Origin of the sequence: Luteitalea sp. TBR-22 (genome assembly GCF_016865485.1) — a bacterium.
In the GTDB taxonomy this organism is placed as follows: Bacteria; Acidobacteriota; Vicinamibacteria; order Vicinamibacterales; family Vicinamibacteraceae; genus Luteitalea.
The window spans coordinates 2,020,091-2,045,219 of record NZ_AP024452.1 but is presented as its reverse complement, the minus strand read 5'-3'; the positions used below and the strand labels follow the sequence as shown (position 1 = coordinate 2,045,219).

Sequence of the window (25,129 nt, the reverse complement as noted above, 5' to 3'; positions counted from 1 at the left end):
GACGTTAGGCGTTAAGCGTCACCCGATCTCCGCCTTCAGGGCCGTAATCAGACGCTCGACGTTCTCGCTGGTCGCGCCGGCGCCCATCAGGCCGACCCGCCAGATCTTGCCGGCGAGCGGGCCGAGGCCTGCGCCGATCTCGATGCCGTGCGTGTCGCGCAGGGCCACGCGCACCTTCGCTTCGTCGGTCACCCGTTCCGGCACGCGCACCGTGTTGAGCGTCCAGAGCCGCTCGCCCTCGGGCGGCAGCAGCGACAGCCCCATCTCGGCGAGAGCCGCGACGAACTCCCCGTGGACGCGGGCGTGGCGCGCCGACCGCGCCTCCATGCCCTCTTCGTCGATCACGCTGAGCGCCTCGTGCAGCGCGTACACGAGCGGCGTCGAGATCGTGTGGTGGTACCCGCGCTTGATCCAGTAGCCCTCGAGCAGCGGCAGGTCGAGGTAGAAGCTCCGGCTCTTCGCCGTGGCGCGCGTCGCGGCGTTGAAGGCGATGGGCGCAAAGCCCGACGGCGCGCCGACGCCCTTCTGGCTGCAGCTGTACACGACGTCGAGGCCCCAGCCGTCCACGTCCACCGGATGCGCGCCGAACGACGTCACCGCGTCGACGATGATCGTCGCGCCGTGCGCGCGGGCGAGCGCCGCCACGTCCTGCACCGGCTGCAGGACACCCGTCGACGTCTCGGCGTGGACGATGGTGACGACCTTGAACGCGGCGTGCTCCAGCGCGGTCTTCACGGCGGCGGGATCGATCGCCCGGCCCCACTCGCCCGTGAGACGCGTCACGTTGGCGCCGTATCGCTCGCACACCTGCGCCAGCCGATCGCCGAAGTAGCCGGTGACGACGCACAGGACGGCATCGCCCTCGGAGACCACGTTGGCCACCGCCGCCTCGAGGCCCGACGAGCCGGTGCCCGGCACGGCCAGGGCGATGCCTTCCGCGCTCACGTTGAACAGCCCGTGCAGCCGACGACGGATGTCGTCGAGCAGCGCGATCATGTCGGGATCGAGGTGGCTGCGCTGGGGCGCGACCATCGCGTTCAGGACACGGGGCAGGACGGGACTCGGTCCGGGACCGAGCAGCAGGCGCGGGGTGGTCGGCAGCAGGCTCACGCGCGGGATTCTATCGCGATGCGGTGTCGTCGGGCTCAGGGCTCAGGGTTCAAAGAGCATGTCGCAACGTCGGGAAGCTTTCTGAGCCGTGAGCCGTGAGCCGTGAGCCGTGAGCCCGTGAGCCTGCCTACCAGACCAGCCGCGTGAACGGCGGCACGTACGCCTGCAGGAACACGAAGAGCCCGACGAGGCCGGCCAGCACCAGGCTGTGCCAGAAGACGTAGCGCAGGATGTCGCCTTCGTGGCCGTACCAGCGCGTGGCGGTGCTCGCCACGACGATCGACTGCGCGTCGATCATCTTGCCCATCACGCCGCCGGAGCTGTTGGCCGCGGCCATCAGCACCGGGTTGAGCCCCAGTTGCTCGGCGGTGATCCGCTGCAGGCTGCCGAACAGCACGTTGGACGAGGTGTCCGAGCCGGTGAGCGCCACCCCGAGCCACCCGAGCAGGGTCCCGAAGAACGGGTACAGCACGCCCGTGCCCGCGAAGGCGAGCCCGAGCGTCGCATCCAGCCCCGAGTACCGCGTGGTGAAGCCAATCGCCATCATCACGGCGATGGTGACCAGCGACGTCCGCACCAGCCGCAGCGTCTTCCAGTAGGTCCGCGCCAACTCGCCGATCGAGCAGCCCATCACGAGTCCCGCGACGAGTGCGGCGACGAGGATGCCACTGCCCGTCGACGACAGCCACGACAGCGCGAAGACGGCAGGTTCCCTCGCCGCCGTCGCCACCACCGGCGGCACCCGTTCCACCAGGTCGTGCAGGCCGGGCACCGGGATCTTCACCGTCGTCGCCGCATCGAGCGCCGCCTTCACCGGCGGCAGGCCCCACGTGAACACGACCAGGCTGAGGATGGCCCACGGCACCCACGCGCGCACCACCTCGCCACGGCTCGGCGTCGGCAGGTGCGCATCGCGCGAGGCGCCCAGCCGATCGCCGGGGAGCCAGCCGTCCGAGGGATGCCACACGCGCAGGAAGAGCACCAGCGATCCCATCGACGCGATGGCCGCCACCACGTCGACCAGCCACGGGCCGTGCAGGTTGGAGACCAGCGCCTGCAACACCGCGAAGGGCACGCCTGCCGCGAGGATGGCTGGCCACACGCCGAGCATGCCCCGCCAGCCGGCAAACGCCGCAATCAGCCAGAACGGCACGATCACCGAGAACAGGGGCAGCTGACGCCCGACCATGCCGCTCAGGGCGAGCAGGTCGAGGCCGCTCACCGCGGCCAGCGCGATGATCGGCGTGCCGAGCGCGCCGAAGGCCACCGGCGCCGTGTTGGCGATGAGCGAGAGCCCGGAGGCGGCCAGCGGCGCGAAGCCGAGGCCGATGAGCAGCGCGCCGGTCACGGCCACCGGCGTCCCGAAGCCGGCAGCGCCTTCGAAGAACGCGCCGAACGCGAAGGCGACGAGCAGCAGCTGCAGCCGCGCGTCGGTCGTGACGTGCGTGATGCTCTGCCGGAGCGTGGCAAACAGCCCGCGCTGCTCTGTCAGTTGGTACAGGAAGATGACGTTGATGACGATCCAGCCGATCGGCAACAGGCCGTAGGCCGCGCCGTAGCCGGCCGAAGCGAGGGCCATCGACGAGGGCATGCCGAACACCAGCACGGCCACCGCCAGTGACGTCACCAGGCCGACGAGCGCGGCGACGTGGGCGTGCAGCTTGAGGAACGCCAGCGAGCCGAGCAGCGCGACCACGGGCAGGGCCGCGCAGAGGGTCGACAGCCAGGGCTGGCCGAAGGGGTCGTACACCTGGCTCCACATCAGGGCATGCTCTCCGGTCGGGATGGTCCGGCGCGAGGCGCCGGGGAACGCTGTGATCTGACTGCCGATTGCCGACTGCCGACGGCCGAGGCTTCGGGTAGCGCCGCGCAGTATAGACTGCCGGGATGCGACCCGACGACCTGCTCGCCGCCCTGGCGCGGATCGTCCCGCCGGCGCGGCTGCTGACCCGCCCATCGGCACTGTCTGCCTACGAGTCGGACGGCGTCACCGCCTACCGGGCCCGGCCGCGCGCGGTGGTGCTCGCCGAGACGGCCGAGGAGGTCGTGGCAACGGTCCGCGCCTGCCATGCCGCGGGCGTCCCCTTCATGGCCCGCGGCAGCGGCACCAGCCTGTCGGGTGGCGCCGTCCCGATCGAGGACGGCATCGTCATCGCCCTGAGCCGCATGAACCGCATCCTGTCGCTCGACCCGCAGGCGCGCATCGCGGTGGTGGAACCGGGCGTTGTCAACCTTGCGGTCAGCGCGGCGGCCGCGCCGCACGGCCTCTACTACGCTCCCGATCCGTCGAGCCAGTCGATCTGCACGATCGGTGGCAACGTCGCCTTCAATTCGGGCGGCGCCCATTGCTTCCGGCACGGCATGACCGCCAACCACGTGCTGGGCCTGAAGGTGGTGCTGGCCGATGGCACGCTCGCCACGCTCGGCGGGCCGAGCCTCGAGCAGGTCGGGCCCGACCTCACGGCGCTCTTCTGCGGATCGGAGGGCCTGTTCGGGGTCGTGCTGGAGATCACGCTCCGGCTGGTGCAGCGGCCCGCGGTCTACCGCACCGTGCTGGCCGCGTACGACCAGTTGCAGCGGGCGGGCGATGCCGTCTCGCGCATCATCGATTCGGGGCTGCTGCCCGGCGCCATGGAGATCATGGACCGGTTGGCGATGGACGCCGCCGAAGCGGCGGTGCACGCCGGCTATCCCACCGACGCCGCCGCCGTGCTCATCGTCGAGTGCGAGGGCGAGGAGGCGCAGGTCGCGGCCGAGTTCTCGCGCCTGACGACCATCCTGGACGCGTCGGGGCCGACCCACCTGCACGTCGCGGCGACCGACGAGGAGCGCGCGCGCATCTGGAAGGGCCGCAAGAGCGCGTTCTCCGCGGTCGGACGACTGAGCCCCGACTTCATCGTGCAGGACGGCGTCGTGCCGCGAACGCGCCTCGGCGAGGCGCTGGTCGCGATCGAGGCGCTGTCGCGCGACCACGGCCTGCGCGTCGCCAACGTCTTCCACGCCGGCGACGGCAACCTGCACCCGCTGATCCTCTACGACGGACGTCAGTCGGGCGCCTTCGCGCGTGCCGAGGCGCTGGCGGCCGACATCCTGCGTCTGTGCATCCGGCTCGGCGGGTCGATCACCGGCGAGCACGGCGTCGGCCTGGAGAAGCGGGCGTTCCTCGGCGAGATGTACGGCGAGGCCGACATGGCCGCGATGCGTCGCCTGCGCGACGCGATGGACCCGCGCGGCCTGTCCAACCCCGGCAAGAAGCTCGCGCCGCTCGGCGCGTCGCACCCGGCCTCGCACGGCATGCACCCGCTCGAGCGAGCCGGGGTGATCTCGCGCGCATGACGACGATCCGTCCCGACTCGATCGAGGCGCTCGCGGCGGCCGTGCCCGCGCACGCCCGCCTGCGCATCCGGGGGTCCGGCACCAAGCCCGGACTCGCGCATGACACCGAAGGCGCCGTCACAATGGACCTGTCCGCCCTGCGTGGCGTCACCGAGTACACGCCGGCCGAGTGCACGTTCACGGCGCTGGCCGGGACGCCGGTCGCCGACGTGATCGCGGCGCTTTCGTCGCACGGCCATGCGCTGCCCTTCGATCCGCCGCTCGTGGCCGCCGGCGCGACGCTCGGCGGCACGGTGGCCGCGGGCGTCAACGGCGCGTGTCGCTACCGCTTCGGCGGCATCCGCGACTTCGTGATCGGCGCCCGGATCGTCGATGGCTGCGGGCGAGTCCTGCGGGGCGGCGGGGCGGTGGTCAAGAACGCCGCGGGCTTCCTGATCCATCAGGCGCTGGTCGGCAGTTGCGGGCGGCTGGGCGTGCTGGCCGAACTCACCTTCAAGGTCTTCCCGGCGCCGCCGGCGCACGTGACGATGCGTGCCGAGGTGGAAGACGTGGGGTCGGCGCTGCGCATGCTGGCCGCGGTGCAGGCGGCACGCGTCGACGCCGAGGCCCTCGACGTCGATCAGGGGCGGCGGGTGCACGTGCGCATCGGCGGCTTCCCTGAGGCACTGCCGGCGAGGGTCGACGCCCTCCGCCGCGTGCTCGGCAGCTCGGCCGAGCTGCTCGACGGCGCCGAGGAGGCGCGCGCCTGGAGCGAGGCAGGCGAGTTCACGTGGGCGCCCGCCGACGCCGCGCTGGTGCGCGTGCCGACCTCGCCGTCATCGGTCGCCGACCTCGACACCGCCGTGGCGCTGGCGGGACACGCACGCCGGATCAGCGTCGGCGGCCACCTGCTGTGGATCGCGTGCGAGGCGTCGAGCCTGGACGGCCTCGACGCGTGCCTGCGCGATCGGGGACTGGTGGGGCAGGTCCTGCGCGGCGCGAGTGGGCGGCCGTTCCTCGGTGCGCACGTTGATTCCCCCGTCGAGGCGCGACTCAAGGCCGTCCTCGATCCTGACGGGCGCTTCTGACATGCAGCACCGCATCCCCGCCTCGCCGGCCACGCCCGCCCGCGCCTCGATGGCCCACGCCATCGAGACCTGCGTCCACTGCGGCTTCTGCCTCGCCGCGTGTCCCACCTACCAGGTGCTCGGCGAGGAGCGCGACTCGCCGCGTGGCCGCATCGTGCTGATGAAGCAGGTGCTCGAGGGTGACCTTGCGCTCGACGAGGCGCGCCCGCACGTCGACCGCTGCCTCGGGTGCCTCGCGTGCGTCACCGCCTGTCCGTCCGGCGTGCCGTACGGCGAGTTGCTCACCCCGTTCCGCGCGGCCGCCGGTGAACAGGCCACCTCGCTGGTCGCGCGCGTCCGGCGCCGCGTGCTGCTCGACACGTTGGAATCGCCGGCCCGTTTCCGTACGGCGGTCCGCCTCGGCCAGTTCGCGCAGCGCGCCGCCCCGCTGCTCCCGGCCGCCGTCCAGCCGATGCTCGCCCTCCTGCCCACGGCCCTGCCGCCGGCAGCGCCGCTGCCGGCCCACGTGCCGGCGAGAGGGACGCGCCGCGCGCGCGTGGCGCTTCTGGCCGGGTGCGCACAGCAGGTGCTGTCGCCAGGCATCAACCACGCGGCACTGCAGGTGCTGGCGGCCAACGGGATCGAGGTCGTCGTGCCACGCGGCCAGGGCTGCTGCGGCGCCCTCGCACTGCATGTGGGCGACGACGACCGGGCGTATGCACACGCCACCACGCTGGCCCGTGCCCTGCCCACCGACGTCGATGCCATCGTCACCACCGCCGCCGGGTGCGGGTCGGCGATGAAGGAGTACGGTCACGCGTTCGCCGGCCGCGACCAGGCGCTCGCCGTGGCCGCCTGCGGGTCGCGCGTGCAGGACGTCGCGGAGTTCCTCGATGCCGTGGGGCTCGTGGCGCCGATGCGGGCCACGGGCGCGAGCGTCGTGGCCTACCACGACGCCTGTCACCTGTCGCATGCGCAGGGCATCCGCCGCGCGCCGCGCGCGCTGCTGACGCAGGTGGAGGGTCTGCGGCTGGTGGAGATCCCGCAAGGCGACCTGTGCTGCGGGTCGGCGGGGCTCTACAACGTGGAGCAGCCGGAGCTGGCCGCCGAGCTCGGGCGACGGAAGGCCGACGCGATTCGTTCGACGGGAGCGACCATCGTCACGGCCGGCAACATCGGCTGCCTTGTGCAGATCGCCACGCACCTGCAGGCGGGGACGCCGGCCATCGCCGTCAGGCACACGGTGGAGATCCTCGCCGACGCGTTGCTCGGCGGGTAGGGCGCGGTCTCCGACCGCGCCGTTGTCGATAGCGGCGGGGTGGGACACCCCGCCCTACCCGACGTGCGATCATTTCCCCCATGCTCAGACGTCTCGCTGCGCTGCTCCTCCTCCTCGCGCTTCCCTCGCTCGGCCACGCGCCACTCCGCGCCCAGGCGACCACTCCCGACTGGACGGCCCTGGAAGACGAGACGATGCGGCACTTCCAGGCCATCCTGCGGCTCGACACCAGCAATCCGCCCGGCAACGAGGGCGTGGTCGTCGACTACCTCGAGGGCGTGCTGAAGCAGGCGGGCATCGAGACGAAGCGCTTCGCGAACGATCCCGCGCGCCCCAACCTCGTGGCACGGCTCAAGGGCTCGGGGAAGAAGAAGCCGCTGCTGATCATGGGACACACCGACGTGGTGAAGGTCGACGCGTCGAAGTGGTCCCATCCGCCCTTCTCGGCGACCCGCGAGGGCGGCTACGTGTACGGGCGCGGCACCGTCGACGACAAGGACAACGTCGTCGCCGCGCTGATGGTGATGCTGCAGTTGAAGCGGCTGAACGTGCCGCTCGACCGCGACGTGATCTTCCTGGCCGAGGCCGGCGAGGAAGCCAGCACGCAGGTCGGGATCAAGTTCATGGTCGAGCAGCACTGGCCGGAGATCGAGGCCGAGTACTGCCTGGCGGAGGGCGGCGGCGTGACGCGCACGGGCGGGCAGGTACGCTTCGCGACCGTCCAGTCGTCCGAGAAGATTCCTTACGGCGTCACCCTGACGGCGAAGGGCCCGTCGGGACACGGGTCGGTGCCGCTCCGCACCAACGCGGTCGTGCACCTGGCGCGGGCCGTGACGAAGATCGCCGACTGGCAGTCGACGATGCGGCTCAACGACACGACGCGGGCCTACTTCGAGCGCCTCGCGACGATCAGCAGCGCCGAGGATGCACGGCGCTATCGCGCCCTGCTCGACCCGCAGCGGGCGGCCTCCGTGCAGGACCACCTCGCCGAGCGCGAGCCGCGCCACCACTCGATGCTGCGCACCTCGGTGTCGCCCAACATCCTCGAAGGCGGCTTCCAGGTGAACGTCATCCCGTCGGAGGCGAAGGCGACGCTCGACGTGCGCGCCCTGCCCGACGAGGATCTCGACGCCTTCCTCGATCAGTTGCGCAAGGTGATCGCCGATCCGGCCGTCGAGGTGGCGCGCAACCAGCGCAACACGCGTCCGGGCGCGCCGCCCTCGCGCATCGACTCGGAGGCCTTCGCGGCCATCGAGGCGGCGACGGTCGAGACGTACGGCAAGGTCACCACGCTGCCGACGATGAGCACCGGGGCCACCGACATGGCGTTCCTGCGCTCGAAGGGCATGCAGTGCTACGGCGTCGGCCCGCTCACCGACAGCGAGGATGGCCCGAAGGGCTTCGGCGCCCACAGCGACCAGGAGCGGATTCTCGAGTCGTCGCTGCACGCCTTCGTGCGCTTCAACTGGGACGTCGTGACGCGGCTCGCTCGCGCGCGGTAAGGAGACCCTCATGACCCGCAGACGCCTGGGCGCGATTGGCTGCCTGGTCCTCGCCGCGGCCTGCTCGCGGCCACCCACCCCCACCTACGACCTGGTCATCGCCAACGGCCGCGTGATCGACCCGGCTTCGGGCCTCGATGCCGTTCGGCACGTCGGGGTGCGCGACGGGCGCATCGCCGCGATCTCGGAGTCGCCGCTGACCGGCACGCGGGTCATCGACGCGGCGCGGCACGTCGTCGCGCCGGGGTTCATCGACCTGCACGAGCACGGCCAGCAGGAAGAGTCGTACCGGATGATGGTCCGCGACGGCGTCACGTCGGCCTTCGAGCTCGAGGTCGGCACGGCCGATGTCGCCGGCTGGTATGCCGAACGCGCGAAGGGCCAGATCGTCAACCACGGCGTCGCCATCGGCCACATCAAGGCGCGCATGCAGGTGCTCGGCGATCCGAGTCGGGGACTCCTGCCGACGGGCATCGGCGGCAGCGGCACGGCGAGCGAGGCGCAGCTCGCCGCGATGGAGGCCCTGCTGCGCAAGGGGCTCGCCGAGGGCGCCGTGGCGGTCGGATTCGGGAGCGCCTACACGCCGGGCGCGCCGATGGCCGAGTTCGAGCGGATGTTCCGCGTCGCCGCGCAGGGACGCGCGTCGGCGCACATCCACATGCGCGGGGGCCTCGCCGGCCTGCAGGAGACGATTGCGGCCGCGAAGGCGGCTGGCGCCTCGCTGCACATCGTCCACGTGAACTCGGTGGCAGGCGACGACATCGACGCGTTCCTGTCAGCCATCGCTGCCGCGCAGGCCGCCGGGCACGACGTGACGACCGAGGCGTATCCGTACGGCGCCGGCATGACCGAGATCACCTCGGCGCTGTTCGACGACTGGCAGACGTGGCCCGACGACAAGTTCGGCCAGCACCAGCTCGTGTCCACCGGGGAGCGCCTGACGCGCGCGACATTCGCGGCGGCGCGCAAGGCCGGCGGCACGATCATCATCCACTCCCGCTCGGAGGCCCAGACACGCACCGCGATCACCAGCCCGCTGTCGATCGTCGCCAGCGACGGCTTCATCGAGCACGGCAAGGGTCATCCACGCACCTCCGGGACCTTCGCGAAGGTACTCGGGCGGTACGTGCGCGAGGAAAAGGCGATCGACCTGAAGGAAGCGCTTCGCCGCATGACCATCGCGCCGGCCCGCCGGCTCGAGGGACGTGTACCGGCCATGAAGACCAAGGGGCGTCTCGCGGTCGGCGCCGACGCCGACATCACCGTCTTCGATCCGGCCACCGTGATCGACCGCGCCACCTACGAGGACGCGAGCATCCCCTCGGCAGGGATCCCCTGGGTCGTCGTCAACGGCGAGGTCGTCGTCGACAACGGGCAGGTGACGGCCGCCCGTCCGGGTCGTGCCATCCGCGCTGCCGTCAGCACGCCAGGAGCATGACGCCCATGGCCCCGCAGCCCTTCGAAGCGCCGGTCACCTCGCCGGCGTCCCTGTATCGCTACCGCGACGGCCTCTACGCCGCCGACCTGCTGACGGCGGCGATCGTCGAGTTCGACCTCTTCACGTGGATCGACGCCCACCCGTCGACGATCGAGGCCCTGTGCGCGCACTTCGGCTTCGATCGGCGCGCCGCCGACGTGCTGGTGACCCTGCTCGTGTCGCGTGACTATCTGGCGCGCGACGGCGAGGTGCTGCGCACCACGGCGCTGGCGCGTGAGCACCTGGTGGCGGGCTCGCCGTGGTCCCTGGGCCCCTACTACGCCGCGCTCAAGGAACGGCCGTTCGTGCAGGATTTCGCCCGGGTGCTGCGCACCGGGCAGCCCGCCACCTGGGGCGGCGGCGCGCACGGGCAGGACTGGCATACGGCGATGGAGGACGACGCCTTCGCCCGACGGTTCACGGCGGCGATGGATTGTCGCGGGCTGTACCTCGGCGAGGCGCTGGCGCGCACCGTTGATCTCTCCGGGCACCAGCGGTTGCTCGACGTCGGCGGCGGGTCGGGCATCTACGCGTGCGCCTTGGTCGCCAGACACCCGCACCTGCGCGCCACCGTGCTGGACCAGGCGCCGGTCACCCGCATCGCCGGCCTGCTCGTCGAGGAACGCGGCTTCGCCAGCGCCATCGACGTGCACGCGGCCAACTTCTTCGCCGAGCCGCTGCCCGGCGGCCACGACGTGCACCTGTACTCGAACGTCCTGCACGACTGGGACGCGCCGCAGGTGCGACACCTGCTGTCGGCGTCGTTCGCGGCCCTCCCTCCAGGCGGGCTGCTGGTGATCCATGACGCGTTCGTCAACGCCGACAAGACCGGCCCGGTGGCCGTCGCCGAGTATTCCGCCCTGCTGATGCATGCCTCGCAGGGCAAGTGCTACGCGACGTCGGAGTACGCGAAGCACCTGGCCGACGCCGGCTTCGTCGACGTGACGCACGCCGACACCGTCGCCGACCGCGGCGTGATGACCGCCCGGAAGGCCTGAGCGGGCTGTCACCTCAGGCCGGAAAGTCGCATCCTGGCTCTCAGTCACCCAGAGGACCCGACCATGAGCCAGACCGATCCCGCCTACGGATACACGACCCACCTGCCCGGCATCCCGTTCGCCGAGGCGCGGACCCGCGTCACCGACGCCCTCAAGGCGCAGGGCTTCGGGGTGCTCACCGAGATCGACGTCACGGCAACGCTGAAGGCCAAGCTCGACAAGGACTTCCGCCAGTACGTGATCCTGGGCGCCTGCAACCCGGCCCTGGCGTTCAAGGCGCTCTCGGCCGAGCTCGGCATCGGACTCATGCTGCCGTGCAATGTCTGCGTCTGGGAGGAGGAGGGCGGCTCGGTGGTGTCGATCGTCAAGCCGAGCGCGATGTTCCAGGTCGTGCAGTCCGAGGCGCTCGACGAGGTGATGCGCGACGCCGACGCGCGCCTGCAGCAGGCGCTGACGCAGGTGGCGGCGCGCTGAGCCCGACGCGCGGTCCGCCTCACGCCTCGTCGAGCATCTGGCGCACGCGTCTGACCAGCTCGTCGCCGGTGAACGGCTTGCGAATGAGCCGCACGGCACTGGCGTCCAGGCTCTTCTCGGTGAGTACGTCGTCGGGATAGCCGGACATGAAGAGGCACTGCAGGTCGGGCTTCGCCTGCGCCAGGCGGCGCCAGAGTTCGGGACCGGTCATGTACGACATCACCACGTCGGTCAGGAGCAGGTCCACCTTGCCCTGGCGTTGCTCCACGGCCAGGAGCGCCTCGCCGGGGTTGTCTGCAACGAGCACCGTGAAGCCGGCCCGGCGCAGCGTCCGCGCCGCGAACTGCCCGACCCCTCCATCATCGTCGACCACGAGGACCGTCTCGGACCCGCGCACGTCCCTCGCGCTATGGGCGACCGGGACGGCGACCGGCGCCAGGCAGTCCCGACTGAGGGGGAGGTAGACCCGGATCGCGGTGCCGACGCCCGGCGCGCTGCTGACGTCGAGGGCGCCCTTGCCCTGCTTGACGATGCCGTACACGGTCGAGAGGCCGAGGCCGGTGCCCTTGCCGGCCGGCTTGGTCGTGAAGAACGGCTCGAAGATCCGAGCCACCGTCGCCTCGTCCATCCCGCAGCCCGTGTCGCGAACTTCCACCTGGACGTAGGGACCGGGAGCGGGTGCGGCCAGGACGGTGGGCCTGTCGACCGACGCGACGGTGCCGACGGCGAGCGAGAGCGTGCCGCCGTTGGGCATCGCGTCTCGCGCGTTGACCACCAGGTTCATCAGGATCTGCTCGACGTTGCCCGGCTCGGCGCCCACCACCAGCGCCGCGTCAGGCACATCGATGTCGAAGGCGATGTCTTCGCCGGCCAGGCGGCGCAGCATCGGCGCCGCGTCGCGCGCGACGGCGGCGACGTCGATCTCGGCCCGCACCAGCACCCGCTGGCGACTGAAGGCGAGCAGTTGCCGCGTCAGCGTCGCGGCACGGCCCGCTGCGTCGAGCACCTGCTCCAGGTCGGCTCGCAGCGGATCGCCCTGCGGCACCTGCAGGCGCGCCAGCTCGGTGAAGCCCTGGATCACCGTGAGCACGTTGTTGAAGTCGTGGGCGATCCCGCCGGCCAGGCGCCCCACCGCCTCCATCTTCTGGGCCTGTCGGAGCTGCTCCTCGAGCGCGGCCCTGGCGCTGATGTCCTCGGCGACCTTGAGGTACCCGACCAGTTGTCCGCTCGGACCCAGCATCGGCAGGATCTCGGCTCGCTCGATGTAGGTACGCCCGTCCTTGCAGCGCTGGTGGAACTCGCCACTCCAGCGGCCGCCGGAGGTCACCGTCCGCCAGAGCCGCGCGTACTCCTCCGGTGGCGTGACCCCGGACTTCAGGATGCGCGGGTTGCGCCCGCGCACCTCGTCAAGCGTGTAGCCGGTGAGTTCGGTGAAGCGGGGATTCACGTACTGGATGCGCCCCTCGAGGTCCGTGATGACGACCACGGCGGGACTCTGCTCGACGGCCAGGGCCATCATGCGATGAGCCTGGCGGGTGCGGAGCGTGTCGAGGCCGAAGGCGAGGTCGCCGGCCAGTTCCGACAGGATCTCCACTTCCTCCGCGTCGAAGGCGTCGGGCGTGTCCGCGTAGATGGTCAGCGCCCCGAGCACGCCGCCGGCGGCGCTCAGCGGCAGCGCAATCGACGACCTGAAGCTGCGGGCCAGCAGGAGTTCCCGCCACGGGGTCATCAGCGGGTCGGTGGCGACGTCGCGCGTCCATTGCGGGACGCCGGTGCGGACCGCCGTACCGGTGGGGCCACGGCCCTCGGGTGAGTCGTCCCAGAGGATGACGGCCGACTCCAGGTACCCTGCGCTCTCGCCGGCCTGTGCCACTGGACGCACGCGCCGCGGCGTGTCGTGCTCGGCCAGTCCGACCCAGGCGAAGCGGTAGCCGCCGTCCTCGACGGCCGCGCGGCAGATCTCGTCGAGCAGCGCCGCCTCCTCCGACAGGCGCACCAGCGCCCGGCGGGAGCGCTTCGCGAGTCGTACGACTCGCTGTGCAGGCAGCAGGGAAGGTTCCGACTCGGCCATGGCATGTCGATGCTAGCGCGCCGGCGCGATCCGCGCGACCCACCCGATGCCGGTCCGGAAAACAACGGGGCGCCCCGCGAAGGAGCGCCCCCGTGCCGATCCCCGATCCGCGATCCCCCGATCGCCGATCCGCGGCTTGCCCTACGTCGTCTTCAGGATGTCGTCCCAGCCCTTGCGATAGGACGGCCGTCGGATGTACGGCGCGGCCTCCGGTGCGTTGGTGGCGCGCATCGTCCGCCAATCCCACTCGATCTTCTTGCCGGTGCGGTAGGCGACGTTGCCGAGGTGATTGGCCTCCGTCGTCCACGCCGCGTACTGGAAGTTCGATCCGGGCACCGGCCCCTTGCCGCGGATGGCGTCGACCCACTCCACCCAGTGTCCCGGCGAGCGCGGCAGGCGCTCCGGCGGGGCCGGGTGGTCCACCACGTTGCCGTCGACGAGCAGCTTGCCGTTGCCGAGCAGCTTGCCCTTGTCGCCGATGAAGATGCACGAGCGCTTGCCCCAGGCCTCGGTCCAGCCGTCCGGCTTCACGTCGCCCTGGTACCACACCAGCGTGAGCGGCTCGCCGTTGGCGCCCACGTACTCGTAGGTGGCCTTCAGGGTCGCCGGCGCGAGTTCCGGGTGCGGCCTGGGCACGTTGGGTGACTCGGCGTGCACGGACTTGGGCGCGAGATAGCGACCGGCCTTGGCGTCCTCCTTCCACAGGTACTCGAGCACCGTGTACGGCACGTCGTTGTCGTGGCTGCCGAGGTCGCTCATCGTGCCGTTGCCGAAGTCCCACCACCGGTACCAGCGCGGGCCCGGGAAGTAGGTGGCGTGGTACGGGCGCTCGGGTGCCGGGCCGAGCCAGAGATCGAAGTGCAGGCTGGCCGGCACCTCCATCGGCTCGCGGAACCGATCGACGATCTGGATGCCGTTGTAGAAGCCGTGCGGCTTGTCGTACTTCTCCGCCGAGGCCGCATCCTGCAGGCCCCACGCGCGATCGGCCCACACGTGGACTTCCTTCACCTTGCCGATCACGCCGGTGTCGAGGATCTCCCGGATGGTGCGGCGCATCGGGGAGGCATGCCCCTGGTTGCCCATCTGGGTCATCAGCTTGGGGTGCTTGCGCGCCGTCTCGCGCACCAGCCGGGTCTCCCAGATGTTGTAGGCGAGCGGTTTCTCGCAGTAGACGTGCTTGCCGTGCGTCAGCGCCAGGTACGTGGCGAAGACGTGCGTGTGCTCCGCAGTGGCGACGACCACGGAGTCGAAGGCGTCGGGCTTGTCGAACACCTTGCGCAGGTCGACGAACTTCGCGGCCTTGGGATACCGCACGCCGGCGGCGTCCACCGACTCCTGGTTGATGTCGCAGAGCGCGACGATGTTCTCGTCGGGATGACGGTCGAGCGGGCCGCTGCCATCGGTGCGCTTGGGCGGGTTGGCCGGATCGATGGTCAGTTCGTTGAGGCTGGCTCGCCCGCGACCGCCCGCACCGATGACGGCGATGTCGAGCTTGCTGTTCAGGTTCTGCCCGCGCAGGAAGGCAGGCGCCTGCGAGAACACCACCCCGGTGGCGATCGCCCGCCCCACGAACTCGCGCCGCGTGACCTGGCGTCCGACTGTCCAGATCGTCGTCTTCTTCACTGTGTGCTCCTGACCGCATCGGCTGGCCGTGCGTGCCCGTGGAAGGACGGGTCGGCGCGACGGTCGATTCCGGAACCGATGCGCGCATTCTGCTGCGGAACGCTCCGGACGGCAACTGGGTCGAGTCGGGCACCGGGCACCGGGCGCGCCTCCCGCCTCCCGCCTCCCGACTCCCGGCAGGGGGTGTATCATCGATCCGTCGCCATGCTCGTCCGCGCCTGCGCTTGTCCGTGCTGTTGTCCCGCCTGCTGTCGCAGGCAGGACGTCGTGTACGGATGAGACCCAGGCGCCAGTAGCACCGGCACCACCGCGAGGCCATCATCCGGAAGGGATGGTGGCTTTCGTGTTTCCGGGCCTGCACGGGCCGCCTCCCCCTCATCCGGTCGGTGACCTCCTTGACTTCCCCCAGTCGTCGCACGTCGGCGGGTGGGGCCCGAGAGGACACCACGTGACCCCTTCAGCGATCACGCCGGTCATGGCGACGCGCCCGCCGGGCATCCCGACGTTCGGGTTGCCGTCGGCGAGCGCTGCGCGCCCGGGCGCGGGCAGCATCATCGAGCAGGTCGGCAACACCCCGTTGCTGCGCCTGCGGCACGTGGCCGGGCCGCAGGCAGGCATTCCCGACGGCGTGGAAGTGCACGCCAAGGCCGAGCACCTCAACCCGAGCGGCTCGGTGAAGGACCGCGCCGCCCTGGCGATGCTGCTCGATGGGCTTCGCAGCGGCGACCTGAGGCCCGGCAAGACCATCCTCGACGCGACCAGCGGCAACACCGGCATCGCCTACGCCATGATTGGCGCCGCGCTCGGCTATCCGGTCACCGTCTGCCTGCCGGCCACGGCCAGTCCGGAACGCAAGCGCCTGCTGCACATCTATGGCGCCGAGGTGATCGAAACCGACCCGCTGTCGGCCACCGATGGCGCGCAGCGCGAAGCCAGGCGCCTGGTCGAACGCGATCCCGATCGGTACTTCTACGCCGACCAGTACAACAACGCCGCCAACTGGCAGGCGCACTTCGAGCACACCGGTGCCGAGATCTGGGCGCAGACGCAGGGCCGCGTCACCCACTTCCTGGCCGGGCTCGGCACTTCCGGCACGTTCGTCGGCACCTCGCGCCGGCTGAAGCACTTCAACCCCGCCATCCGCTGCATCTCGATGCAGCCCGACCTGCCCCTGCACGGCATCGAGGGCATGAAGCACATGCCGACGGCCGTGGTGCCGGGCATCTACGATCCGTCGGTGGCCGATGACGCCGTGGAGGTGGGCACGACGGAGGCGCAGGAGATGGCACGCCGCCTGGCCCGCGAGGAAGGCCTGCTGGTCGGAGTCAGCGCCGGCGCCAACGTGGTCGCGGCGCTGCGGCTCGCGAGGGATCTGCCGCCGGGGTCGGTCGTCGTGACGGTGCTCTGCGACGGCGGCAGCCGCTACCTGACCGACGACTTCTGGACCGGAGACCTCGCGTGATCGTGCTGCCACAGGACCATCGCACCGCGATCGCGGCGCACGCCGTGGAGGCGCATCCGGAAGAGTGCTGCGGCCTGATGCTCGGCACGTTCGACGACGGGGGCGATCGGGTGGTGCGCGAGCTGCTGCCGATCTCCAACGCCCGGGAAAGCGAGGCGCGCCACAACCGCTTCCTGATCGGGCCGATGGAGATGCTCAAGGGCGAACGCGAGGCCCGGGCCCGCGGCCTCGACGTCGTCGGCATCTACCACTCGCACCCGGACGTCCCGGCGGTGCCCTCGCAGTTCGACCTCGATCACGCATGGCCGGTGTATTCGTACGTCATCGTCACCTCGCACGCCGACAGCACCGGCGACCTGCGCTCCTGGCAACTGCGCGAGGATCGCTCGGGCTTCGACGAGGAGCAGGTCGGCACTCCTGACGGAGGACCTCCCGGGCGCACGTAAGGGCCGACTGTCACGTCGGCCTCGTGTGCCTCAGGCCCTTCAGCGCCCGCGACGTGCGCCGTCGAGCAGCGCCTCTACCGACTGGCGGCTGCCGGCGCGCGTGTTGGCCTGGCCGATCCGCGAGGCCGTCATGCCGTGATCGCGCAGCCGCACGAGTTCGTCCACCGACAGCCCGGTGTAGCCGATCTTGCGCAACTCCTCGACGTAGTTCGGCGTGACGCCGTGGTCGCGCAGGCGGACGAGCGTGTCGAGCGGCCCCGCCACGCCGAGCGCCCCGAGGTCGCGGACGTACGAGGACGTGATGCCGTGATCGCGCGCGTTCACGAGCGTCTCGAGCGACCCGCCGATGCCGAGCGCCTTCATCTCGCGCAGGTAGCCCGCGGTGACGCCGTGATCGCGGGTCGTGATCAGCTGGTCCAGGGTGAGCGTGCCGTGGCCGGCCTCGCGCATGCCCCGGACGTAGTCGGCCGTCACACCGTGATCGCGGGCGCGCTGCAGCTCATCGATCGGCAGCCTCGCGTAGCCGAGCGACGCGAGCGCCTGGGCGTAATCGGGCGTGACGCCGTGGTCGCGAAGCGCGATGAGCGGCCCGATCGAACCCGTGGCGTATCCGAGCGCCCCCATGCCGCGGACGTACGCGACGTGCACGCCGTGCTGGCCGGCCTTGACCAGCTCGGCCACCGTCGGCGTCGCGTACTTCTGCGTGCGCAACTCGTCGACCAGCGCCAGGCCGACGTCGTGGCGGGCCATCTGCTCCTGGTCGGCTGCCGTCAGACCTGTGATTCCGCGCCTGGCGAGTTCCGGCCCGAAGGTCGGCGACGGCGCGAAGCTGCACACGCCGGCCGCAGCCCCGCTGCGCGCCACGCCCTCGAACGTGAAGGTGCCAGCATCGCGGCGGATGGTGAACCGCACCGAACCGCCCGTCGTCAGCTGGGTCGTCGTCAGGCCCTCGAACTGCTGGAGGGGCACCGAACGACCGCTCTGGGACCGCCCGAACTGCATCGACAGGTACAACGCGCCTTCCTTGCCCTCGCCGACCTCCCAGGTGCAGCCCCCGGCCGATCCGGTCGGGGCGGGTGATCGCGCGACGACGGGCGCTGGTGCGGGCGTCTGCATCGCCGCGACGGCCGGTGAGGGCGCGACCATCGGGGTCGCCACGTGCATCGGCGTCGTGACGGGCATGGCGACACGGGGCACTGCCGGCGTGGAGACGGGTGTCGGGGCCGAGGCCGCAACGACAGGGGCGGGAGCGGCGACGGTGGGCGCGGGCGCCGCCGGCTGGGTCGCGCTGGCCAGGGGCAGGAGCACGGCGAAGGCGCCGGCGGTCGTGGCCAGGCGGGCCGGCCGCGACGGGCCGCGGCGCCGGCGGGAGTCGTCGAGCAGGGCGCGCAACCGGGTCTCGATCTGGGAGCGGCGCGCCATCGGCACCGCGACGGCCGGGGCGCGGCCGCCGCCGTGGGCGTAGGCGATGTCGAGCAGATGCCCGGCGTAGGCTCGGGCCGGGGTGCCGGCGGCCAGCACCAGGTCGTCAGAGGCGAACTCGCTGTCGACCTGCAGGCGTCCGACCAACCACCACGCGCCCGGATGGCACCAGTAGACGGCGCGCATCACGCACGCGACCCACTGCGTGAAACAGTCGGCTCGGGCAACATGCGCCAGTTCGTGCAGGATCACCGCCCGGCGGCGGTCGTCGGTCCACGTGTCGGCGGTGACCGGCAGCAGGATCGCCGGCCGGATCGTTCCGAAGGTCATCGGCATCGTGCTGCGGCGTCCGCGCAAGGTGCGCACCGACCGGCGGACGCCGAGGACGCGGGCGCCATCGGCCACCAGGGTCAGCCAGCTCGGGTCGTCCACGGCGCGAGCCTCGCGTGCCAGGCGGCGCACGCGTCGCCGCTGCACGAGCAGGTGGACGACCATCGCGCTCACGCCCGCCAGGTAGAACGCCACGCCCGCGGCGCGCCACGACAGGCGCGCGACCGGCTCTACCGGCACGGGAGTCGACGCGGCCTCGCGGGAGACCGTCGACTTGACGGTCTCGAGGGGCTGGAGGCCGACGGACCGATCGACGAGGTCGGCCAACGCGACGTCTAGGGTCGACGCCTGCGACTGGCGGGCCGGCATCAGCGCGGCCGCGCGCTCGGGCATCGTGGGTGCCCAGCGCGGCAGCGCCAGCGACAGCAGCGGCAGCGCCAGGAGCATCGACGTCGCCACCAGCGTGACGAGGTGTCGACCCGCGGCCGACAGCCATCGTCGCGCCAGCCCCTGGACCAGGGCCGCGATGGCCACGACGAGGGTGGCCTTCACGAGCAGGCCAGCCAGGAACGGCGCGAACGAATCGAGCAGCGTCGAGGTCATCATCAGGCTCCCTGGGAGCGCGCCCGATCGAGCAGCGCGCGAAGGCGTTTGTATTCCTCGGGTGAGAGCGTCGAGGTGCTCATGCCGAGGAGGGCGGCGGCAGCTGCGCCGGGCGAGTCGTCGAAGAACGTGCGCACCAGGCGGCGCAACGCCGAACGGCTGGCGTCCTCCTGGCGGACGGCCGGGAAGTAGACGAAGCGCGGGCCGTCGTATTCGCGGGCGAGCAGGCCGCGCTCGATCATGATCTCGAGCAGCTTGCGGACGCTCGACGGGCTGGGCGCATCGGGAAGCTCGGCGCGGATGTCCTCCACCGAGGCGCGGCGGCGCCGGTACAGGATGTCCATGATCTGGCTTTCGCGCCGCGTCAGGTCGAGCGAGGTGGTCCTCGGCATGCGGGTGGTCTCCAGCGCTGGGCGAATTTTTTCGCGCACGGCGAAGATATTCGCGCCAGCGGGCGCCGTCAATGCCGCCCCCCATTTGCCTGGGACGAACAGGCACCCCTGGGGGACCAGGGTGAGACGCCTCGGCGTGTGGTCGCCTCCGGAGCACCGGCCGAGGGCCTGCAGGAACGTCCGGCTGCGGCCGATTACCCTGAGGGTTCGTCCGCCTCCGCCATGAACGACCATCCTGCGCCGGGTGCCCCGTCCCTCGTCTTGCCCGCCTTCACGCCGCCCGCGGTCGCCGGGGACGAGGCCGATCACCGCTTCTTCGAACTGTCGCTCGACCTCCTGTGCTTTGCCGACTTCTCGGGCTATTTCCGGCGCCTGAATCCGGCCTGGGAAGTGACGCTCGGCTACACGCTGGAGGAACTCATGAGCCGTCCCCTGGCGGAGTTCATCCACCCGGATGACCGCGAACGGACGCTCGAGCAGCAGCGCCTCGTCCGCTCAGGCAACCAGGCCCGCGCCTTCGAGAACCGCTATCGCTGCAAGGACGGCTCGTACCGCTGGCTGCTGTGGAACGCCCGGCCCGACATGGAGCGGCGCGTCATCTACTCGATCGCCCGCGACATCACCGAACGCAAGGCCGCCGAAGCCGAGCGCGAGCGCTTGCTGGCCGATCTGCAGGCGGCGGTCACCGAGGTGAAGACGTTGCGTGACTTCCTGCCGCTCTGCTCCTACTGCCGCAAGGTGCGAGACGACGAGAACTACTGGCACAGCGTCGAGAGCTACATCGCCCGGCACACCGCCACCCGCTTCAGCCACGGGATCTGCCCCGAGTGCTTCGACCACGTGATGGCGGAGCACCTGGCCGACGCCGACCAGGTCAACAGCTAGCCCGACGCCTGCTGCGTCGCCGATGCGCTCACGCCATCGGGTGGGGACGGACGGCCGCACGATCGAAGGCGACGGCCACGCCCGCGAACCTGGTCAGCAGGTCGCGCACCGCGGCCGGATCGCGCGTGTCGCCGACTGCCGACCACGACGCCACGTGCTGCAACTCACCGCGGTCGGTGCGCAGGGTGCCGACCGCCAGCGGATGATCGAAGAAGTGCGCAATCGCCGCGCGAAGCGGGTCGGTCGCCCAGCCCTCGCGCACGGGGATGCCGGACTCGACGCGCTTGAAGCGCTCGTCCCAGTCGCCCTGCCGACGGCGCTGGCGGACCTCGACGTCGTGCATCGCCCACGCGGGGACGCGCAAGGGGGTGGCGAGCACGAACAGGTGCCCGCCCATGCCGCGGACGCTCGCCTCACCACCGATGAACGTGCTCCGCACCGTGACGGGGCGGTCGTCCACCGGCCATGTGATCGACGAGAGGTACTCGGACTCCCGGACGACGGGACGCTGTAACGCCCCCTGAACGCCGGCGAACTTCGAGGTGGCCCGGCGGGGCGACACCACCAGCGTGTCGATCACGGTCCAGACCACGAACGCGAACAGCGGTCCGAGGAACGCCCACCAGCCCCAGCCGACGTCAGCCAGCCCTGCCATCGCCCCTCCTGTCCCGGTGCATCCCGTGCTCAGAACGTCGCCGGACGAACGCTGCGCCGGCGCAGGAAGCGCCGCGCCCGCAGCGCCAGCCACGCGAGCATCACCAGGACGACGATGGCGCAGATGATCGGGATGACGATGGCCGCAATCGAGATGCCGAGCGCCCCCGCAATCTCGCCCGTGGCCACGAGTGGGTTGGCCAGGCCGACGGTGGCCACGCCGGAGGAGGCCCGCGTGACCGCGCTCGTCGCCTTGGTGAGCCCCGCGACGCCGCCACCGCCGATGATCGCGACGGGCCACAGGATGGCTGGCGGGATGTCGGCCATCGCCGACGCGCTGGCGACGATGCCGGCGATGACGGCAGCCGGACCGGCGAGCACGTCGAGCGCGTGGTCGATGCCGGGCACGTAGTACGCCGCCGTCTCGACAAGGCTCGCCGTGGCGAGCGCGACGAGGGCGCCGGTGCTCGCCAGCCACTGGAAGCCGTCCGACAACGGGAGCACGCCCCACCGCGCCGCCAGCCCGGCCACGAGGAACGGCAGGAACACCCGGAACCCGGTCGCCGCCGCGAGTCCGATGCCCACGGCAACGCCGACCACCGCCTCCATCGACATGCCCATGCGCTCAGGATGACACGAGGCGCGCCACGGTGTGAGGCGGGTCGGGGAGCGAGCCGACAAGCCCGTCAGCGATGTCGGTGCCACAATCGCCCATGGAGCACTCGCGCGGAGCACGCGTGGTGGGCACGGCCGGCTGGTCCATCCCGCGCGCCATGGCCGAGGAGTTCGCCGGCGACGGCACGCACCTGCAGCGCTACGCCCGGCGTCTCCCCTGCGCCGAGATCAACTCCTCGTTCCATCGCCCGCACGCGGCATCGACCTATGCGAAGTGGGCCGACGCGACACCGCCGACGTTCCGCTTCGCCGTGAAGCTGCCGCGCACGATCACGCACGACCAGCGGTTGGCGCGGGCCCGCGCGCCGCTGCAGCGCTTTCTCGACGAGTCCAGCGGCCTCGGGGAGAAGCGAGGACCGCTGCTGGTGCAGCTGCCGCCGTCGCTGGCGTTCGACCCACGCGCCGCTGCACGGTTCTTCTCGCTGCTGCGGGAACTCCACGACGATGCCGTCGTGTGCGAGCCGCGACACCCGACGTGGTTCACGCCGCGCGCCGATGCCCTGCTCGCGAGCCACGTCGTCGCGCGCGTTGCTGCCGACCCGGCTGTGGTGGAGCTGGCCGGCCAACCGGGCGGTTGGCCGGGCCTGGTGTACTACCGCCTGCACGGTTCCCCGCGCATGTACTGGTCGCGCTACGAGCACGACGTCATCGAGCGCCTCGCGGCCACCGTGCGTTCGCTGCCGGCAGACACCGACGCGTGGTGCATCTTCGACAACACCGCGACCGGCGCCGCGCTCGACAACGCGTGGCAGCTGCAACAACAACTGGCGGCGCGTTGACGCCGTCGTCATTGAAGACTCGCCGATGTGCGCCTGCCGGCGCGCGGCGAGTTCGGCCGTCGGCCTTCGGGTGCGTCGCCCAAGGGCGACGCCGATAGCTGCGCGAGACCGTCGACCTGAAGGTCGACGGCTACGTCCGATAGCGGTTGCACGATCGGCGTTCGCCGTTCAGCGTTCGGCGTTAAGCGTCAAGCGTCAGGCGTTACTGAGGTCCTCTGTGCCTGGCCAGATACCTGATGATCGTCTCGCGCTGCTCGGGCGTCGCCGGCATGCCGCGACCGGCCATCGCGGCCACCGTCTCGCGCCAGCCGTCCTCCGGCTGTCGCACGCGCGTGACGACGGTGGGCGGGTGGCACCCGGCGCACATCTGCTGCACGAGCGTACGCGCGGGTTCATCGGGCAGGCCCACGCGATCGAACTCGGCGCGAATCGCCTCGGCCGTGTTGATGCCTGACGGATCCTCCGGAGGCGCGACGGGCGTCATCGAGGGCACCGGCGTGGCGCCGCCGACCTTGAACGTGTAGAGGCGTCCAGGCGCCTGCGCGCCACTGCGGCCCGTGGCCACCGTCACGTACTGCACGCCGTCGAGCGTGTAGGTGATCGGGTTGGCGAATCCGGGCGCGAGCGGTACGGACCACAGCTTCTTCCCCGTGTCGGCCGTGTACGCGTTGAAGGTGCCGTCGTTCGACCCATGGAACAGCAGGTTGCCCGCCGTCGCGAGTGTCCCGCTGGTGATGCCGGGCTTGTCGAACACCAGACGCCAGCGCTCCTTCTGCGCGATCGGATCCCACGCGGCGAGAAACGCCCCCTGCTGCTGGCCGCCGCCGGCGCCGACGATCTGCGGGCCGCGTCGAACCGGTGGAGTCGGCGTAGGTGGCGGGGCGACAGGCGCGGTCGTGGCCCCGCCCTGATGCGTGGCGGCATCGACAGGGGCCGGACGATTGCGCGGACGTCCGGTGTTCATGCGTCCCATCTGGTGCTGGAAGTCCGGGTCCCACGCGTAGGTCCCCGTCGTCTCCTGCCCGGGAATGTAGGCCAGGCCCGCTCCGGGGTGGTAGGCCATCGCATGCCAGCTGTGCGCGCCGTCGGAGCCGGGCGACAGGCGCGTGCCCTCGGTCCCGTAGTTGGCCTCGGGCGTCTCGATCGGCCGTCCCGTCTTCGGATCGACGCCCGTCGCCCACGTGACCTTCGCGAATGGCTGCGCCGAGATGAACTCGCCGGTCGCGCGATCGATCACGTAGAAGAAGCCGTTCTTGGGCGCCTGCATCAGCACCTTGCGCGTGCGGCCGTCGATGCGCAGGTCGGCCAGCACGATCGGCTGCGTGCTCGCGTAGTCCCAGTTGTCGGCCGGTGTCGTCTGGTAGTGCCACACGTACTCGCCGGTCGACGGCCGGATCGCGACGATGGAGCAGAGATAGAGGTTGTCGCCGCCGCCGGGACTGCGCAGCTCGCGCGACCACGGCGAGCCGTTGCCGGTGCCCACGTACAGCAGGTCCAGCTCGGCGTCGTACGCCATGCCGTCCCAGGGCGTGCCCCCGCCGCCGTATTTCCACCACGGCCCGTTCCACGTCCTGGCGGCGCGCTCCATGGCGGCGTTCTCGAAGCCGAGCGACGGGTCACCGGGCACCGTCCAGAAGCGCCAGGCCTGCTTGCCGGTCTCGGCGTCGTAGGCGGCCACGAACCCGCGGACGCCGAACTCCGAGCCGCTGATGCCGGTGATCACCTTGCCCTTGATGACGCGCGGCGCGCTCGAGATGCTGTAGTCGTCCACCTTGCTGGCGACCTGCGTGCTCCACACGGTGCGCCCCGTGCGCGCGTCGAGGGCCACGAGCCGGCTGTCGAGCGTGCCGACGAACACCTTGCCCGCGTGGTACGCCACGCCGCGGTTCACGGGACCGCAGCACAGGCTCGGCCCGAGGCGGGTGCGCAGGCCGCGCGCGTCCACCTTGAACGTCGGGTGCGGGATCTGCGGATCCCAGCGCCACTTGACCTTGCCGGTGCGCGCATCGATGGCCACCACCACGCTCCACGGCCCGGTGACGTAGATCGTGCCGTCGACCATCAGCGGCGTGCCCTCGATCTGGCCGGGGAACGTCTCGAGGTCGGTGCTCCACGCGAGTCCGAGCTGCGCGACGTTCTCCGTCGTGACCTGCGCGAGCGGGCTGTAGTGCGAGCCGTTGGCGTCGCCGCCGTAGACGGGCCAGTCACGGTCGGCACTGGCTCGGCCTTCGGCCTTGGGCCCTGGGCCCTGGAGTGTCTCACGCGGCCCGGCGAGCAGCGCGACGCCGCCGGCGACGATCACCGCAAGCGCGAGTCCTGCCAGCAGCGTCCTGCCGCCGCCCGCTACCCGGCCTCGCCCCGCCACGCCGAACCCGACACCCGGTGTCCGTTCGCTCGCGGGCTGTTCCAGTGCCGGGCGCCCGGGGACCGGTGCCCGTTCCTGCCCCGGTACCCGCTGCCCGCTGCGCGCTGCCCGCTCCTGCCCCGGTGCCCGGTGCCCGCTGCCCGGTGCCCGTTCCTGCCCCGGTGCCCGGTGCCCGGAGCCCGGTGCCCGCGCTTCCATGC

Annotated in this window: 20 protein-coding genes; 11 read left to right on the top strand and 9 right to left on the bottom strand. The window is 71.4% G+C overall.

Translation table 11 applies throughout. From position 1 onward, the window contains the following. Positions 1-18 precede the first annotated feature (18 nt). Both TBR22_RS08335 and TBR22_RS08330 read right to left on the bottom strand, forming a co-directional pair. Positions 19-1,110, bottom strand: coding sequence for an alanine--glyoxylate aminotransferase family protein (locus tag TBR22_RS08335; RefSeq protein ID WP_239492511.1), 1,092 nt, complete (start codon positions 1,108-1,110; stop codon positions 19-21). Between the two features lie 127 nt (positions 1,111-1,237). Beyond that, positions 1,238-2,872: an L-lactate permease gene (locus TBR22_RS08330; protein ID WP_239492510.1), complete on the bottom strand. Its 1,635-nt coding sequence runs from the start codon at positions 2,870-2,872 to the stop codon at positions 1,238-1,240. A 125-nt stretch (positions 2,873-2,997) separates the two neighbouring features. On the opposite strand from TBR22_RS08330, the gene TBR22_RS08325 reads away from it, so the two are divergent. The 7 genes from TBR22_RS08325 to TBR22_RS08295 all read left to right on the top strand — a co-directional run bounded on the left by TBR22_RS08325 (position 2,998) and on the right by TBR22_RS08295 (position 11,222). Further along, entirely contained in the window at positions 2,998-4,446 is a 1,449-nt protein-coding gene (locus TBR22_RS08325; RefSeq protein WP_239492509.1) for an FAD-binding oxidoreductase, read from the top strand. Further along, positions 4,443-5,513 carry an FAD-binding protein gene (locus tag TBR22_RS08320; RefSeq protein ID WP_239492508.1) on the top strand — a complete coding sequence of 357 codons (1,071 nt, stop codon included), beginning with the start codon at positions 4,443-4,445 and terminating at the stop codon, positions 5,511-5,513. The genes TBR22_RS08325 and TBR22_RS08320 overlap by 4 nt, the downstream gene beginning before the upstream one ends. A gap of 1 nt (position 5,514) precedes the next feature. After that, positions 5,515-6,771 carry a (Fe-S)-binding protein gene (locus TBR22_RS08315; protein WP_239492507.1) on the top strand — a complete coding sequence of 419 codons (1,257 nt, stop codon included), beginning with the start codon at positions 5,515-5,517 and terminating at the stop codon, positions 6,769-6,771. An 80-nt stretch (positions 6,772-6,851) separates the two neighbouring features. Beyond that, on the top strand, positions 6,852-8,273 hold the full coding sequence (locus TBR22_RS08310) for a M20/M25/M40 family metallo-hydrolase (protein WP_239492506.1): 1,422 nt from the start codon (positions 6,852-6,854) through the stop codon (positions 8,271-8,273). 10 nt (positions 8,274-8,283) lie between these two features. Beyond that, the gene (locus tag TBR22_RS08305) at positions 8,284-9,711 is read left to right on the top strand and encodes an amidohydrolase family protein (RefSeq protein ID WP_239492505.1); all 1,428 of its coding nucleotides are present in this window, start codon (positions 8,284-8,286) and stop codon (positions 9,709-9,711) included. Between the two features lie 5 nt (positions 9,712-9,716). Next, positions 9,717-10,748: a methyltransferase gene (locus tag TBR22_RS08300; RefSeq protein WP_239492504.1), complete on the top strand. Its 1,032-nt coding sequence runs from the start codon at positions 9,717-9,719 to the stop codon at positions 10,746-10,748. Positions 10,749-10,811: 63 nt separating this feature from the next. Beyond that, complete coding sequence (locus tag TBR22_RS08295; RefSeq protein ID WP_239492503.1) at positions 10,812-11,222, top strand: DUF302 domain-containing protein; 411 nt, start codon at positions 10,812-10,814, stop codon at positions 11,220-11,222. A 19-nt stretch (positions 11,223-11,241) separates the two neighbouring features. Here the strand turns inward: TBR22_RS08295 and TBR22_RS08290 are convergent, their stop codons facing one another. Continuing rightward, positions 11,242-13,293, bottom strand: coding sequence for a GAF domain-containing protein (locus tag TBR22_RS08290; protein ID WP_239492502.1), 2,052 nt, complete (start codon positions 13,291-13,293; stop codon positions 11,242-11,244). A 141-nt stretch (positions 13,294-13,434) separates the two neighbouring features. Next, entirely contained in the window at positions 13,435-14,916 is a 1,482-nt protein-coding gene (locus TBR22_RS08285) for a Gfo/Idh/MocA family protein (protein ID WP_239492501.1), read from the bottom strand. Positions 14,917-15,391: 475 nt separating this feature from the next. Between TBR22_RS08285 and TBR22_RS08280 the strand changes: the two genes are divergently transcribed. Further along, positions 15,392-16,378 carry a PLP-dependent cysteine synthase family protein gene (locus tag TBR22_RS08280; protein WP_370651502.1) on the top strand — a complete coding sequence of 329 codons (987 nt, stop codon included), beginning with the start codon at positions 15,392-15,394 and terminating at the stop codon, positions 16,376-16,378. Next, positions 16,375-16,824 (top strand): Mov34/MPN/PAD-1 family protein, encoded by a 450-nt coding sequence (locus tag TBR22_RS08275; RefSeq protein WP_239492499.1) that lies wholly within the window; start codon positions 16,375-16,377, stop codon positions 16,822-16,824. Before TBR22_RS08280 ends, TBR22_RS08275 begins: the two co-directional genes overlap by 4 nt. Before the next feature lie 39 nt (positions 16,825-16,863). Here the strand turns inward: TBR22_RS08275 and TBR22_RS08270 are convergent, their stop codons facing one another. Continuing rightward, on the bottom strand, positions 16,864-19,179 hold the full coding sequence (locus TBR22_RS08270; RefSeq protein ID WP_239492498.1) for a M56 family metallopeptidase: 2,316 nt from the start codon (positions 19,177-19,179) through the stop codon (positions 16,864-16,866). A gap of 2 nt (positions 19,180-19,181) precedes the next feature. Beyond that, positions 19,182-19,643, bottom strand: coding sequence for a BlaI/MecI/CopY family transcriptional regulator (locus TBR22_RS08265; protein ID WP_239492497.1), 462 nt, complete (start codon positions 19,641-19,643; stop codon positions 19,182-19,184). A 150-nt stretch (positions 19,644-19,793) separates the two neighbouring features. Between TBR22_RS08265 and TBR22_RS08260 the strand changes: the two genes are divergently transcribed. Continuing rightward, the gene (locus TBR22_RS08260; protein ID WP_239492496.1) at positions 19,794-20,456 is read left to right on the top strand and encodes a PAS domain S-box protein; all 663 of its coding nucleotides are present in this window, start codon (positions 19,794-19,796) and stop codon (positions 20,454-20,456) included. A gap of 28 nt (positions 20,457-20,484) precedes the next feature. Here TBR22_RS08260 and TBR22_RS08255 read toward each other — a convergent pair whose 3' ends face one another. Beyond that, on the bottom strand, positions 20,485-21,111 hold the full coding sequence (locus TBR22_RS08255) for a hypothetical protein (protein WP_239492495.1): 627 nt from the start codon (positions 21,109-21,111) through the stop codon (positions 20,485-20,487). Between the two features lie 29 nt (positions 21,112-21,140). Beyond that, positions 21,141-21,731 carry a DUF4126 domain-containing protein gene (locus tag TBR22_RS08250; protein WP_239492494.1) on the bottom strand — a complete coding sequence of 197 codons (591 nt, stop codon included), beginning with the start codon at positions 21,729-21,731 and terminating at the stop codon, positions 21,141-21,143. 92 nt (positions 21,732-21,823) lie between these two features. On the opposite strand from TBR22_RS08250, the gene TBR22_RS08245 reads away from it, so the two are divergent. Next, positions 21,824-22,564, top strand: coding sequence for a DUF72 domain-containing protein (locus TBR22_RS08245; protein ID WP_239492493.1), 741 nt, complete (start codon positions 21,824-21,826; stop codon positions 22,562-22,564). Between the two features lie 202 nt (positions 22,565-22,766). On the opposite strand, the gene TBR22_RS08240 is transcribed toward TBR22_RS08245, so the two are convergent. Beyond that, complete coding sequence (locus TBR22_RS08240) at positions 22,767-25,127, bottom strand: PQQ-dependent dehydrogenase, methanol/ethanol family (RefSeq protein WP_239492492.1); 2,361 nt, start codon at positions 25,125-25,127, stop codon at positions 22,767-22,769. Positions 25,128-25,129: the final 2 nt, after the last annotated feature.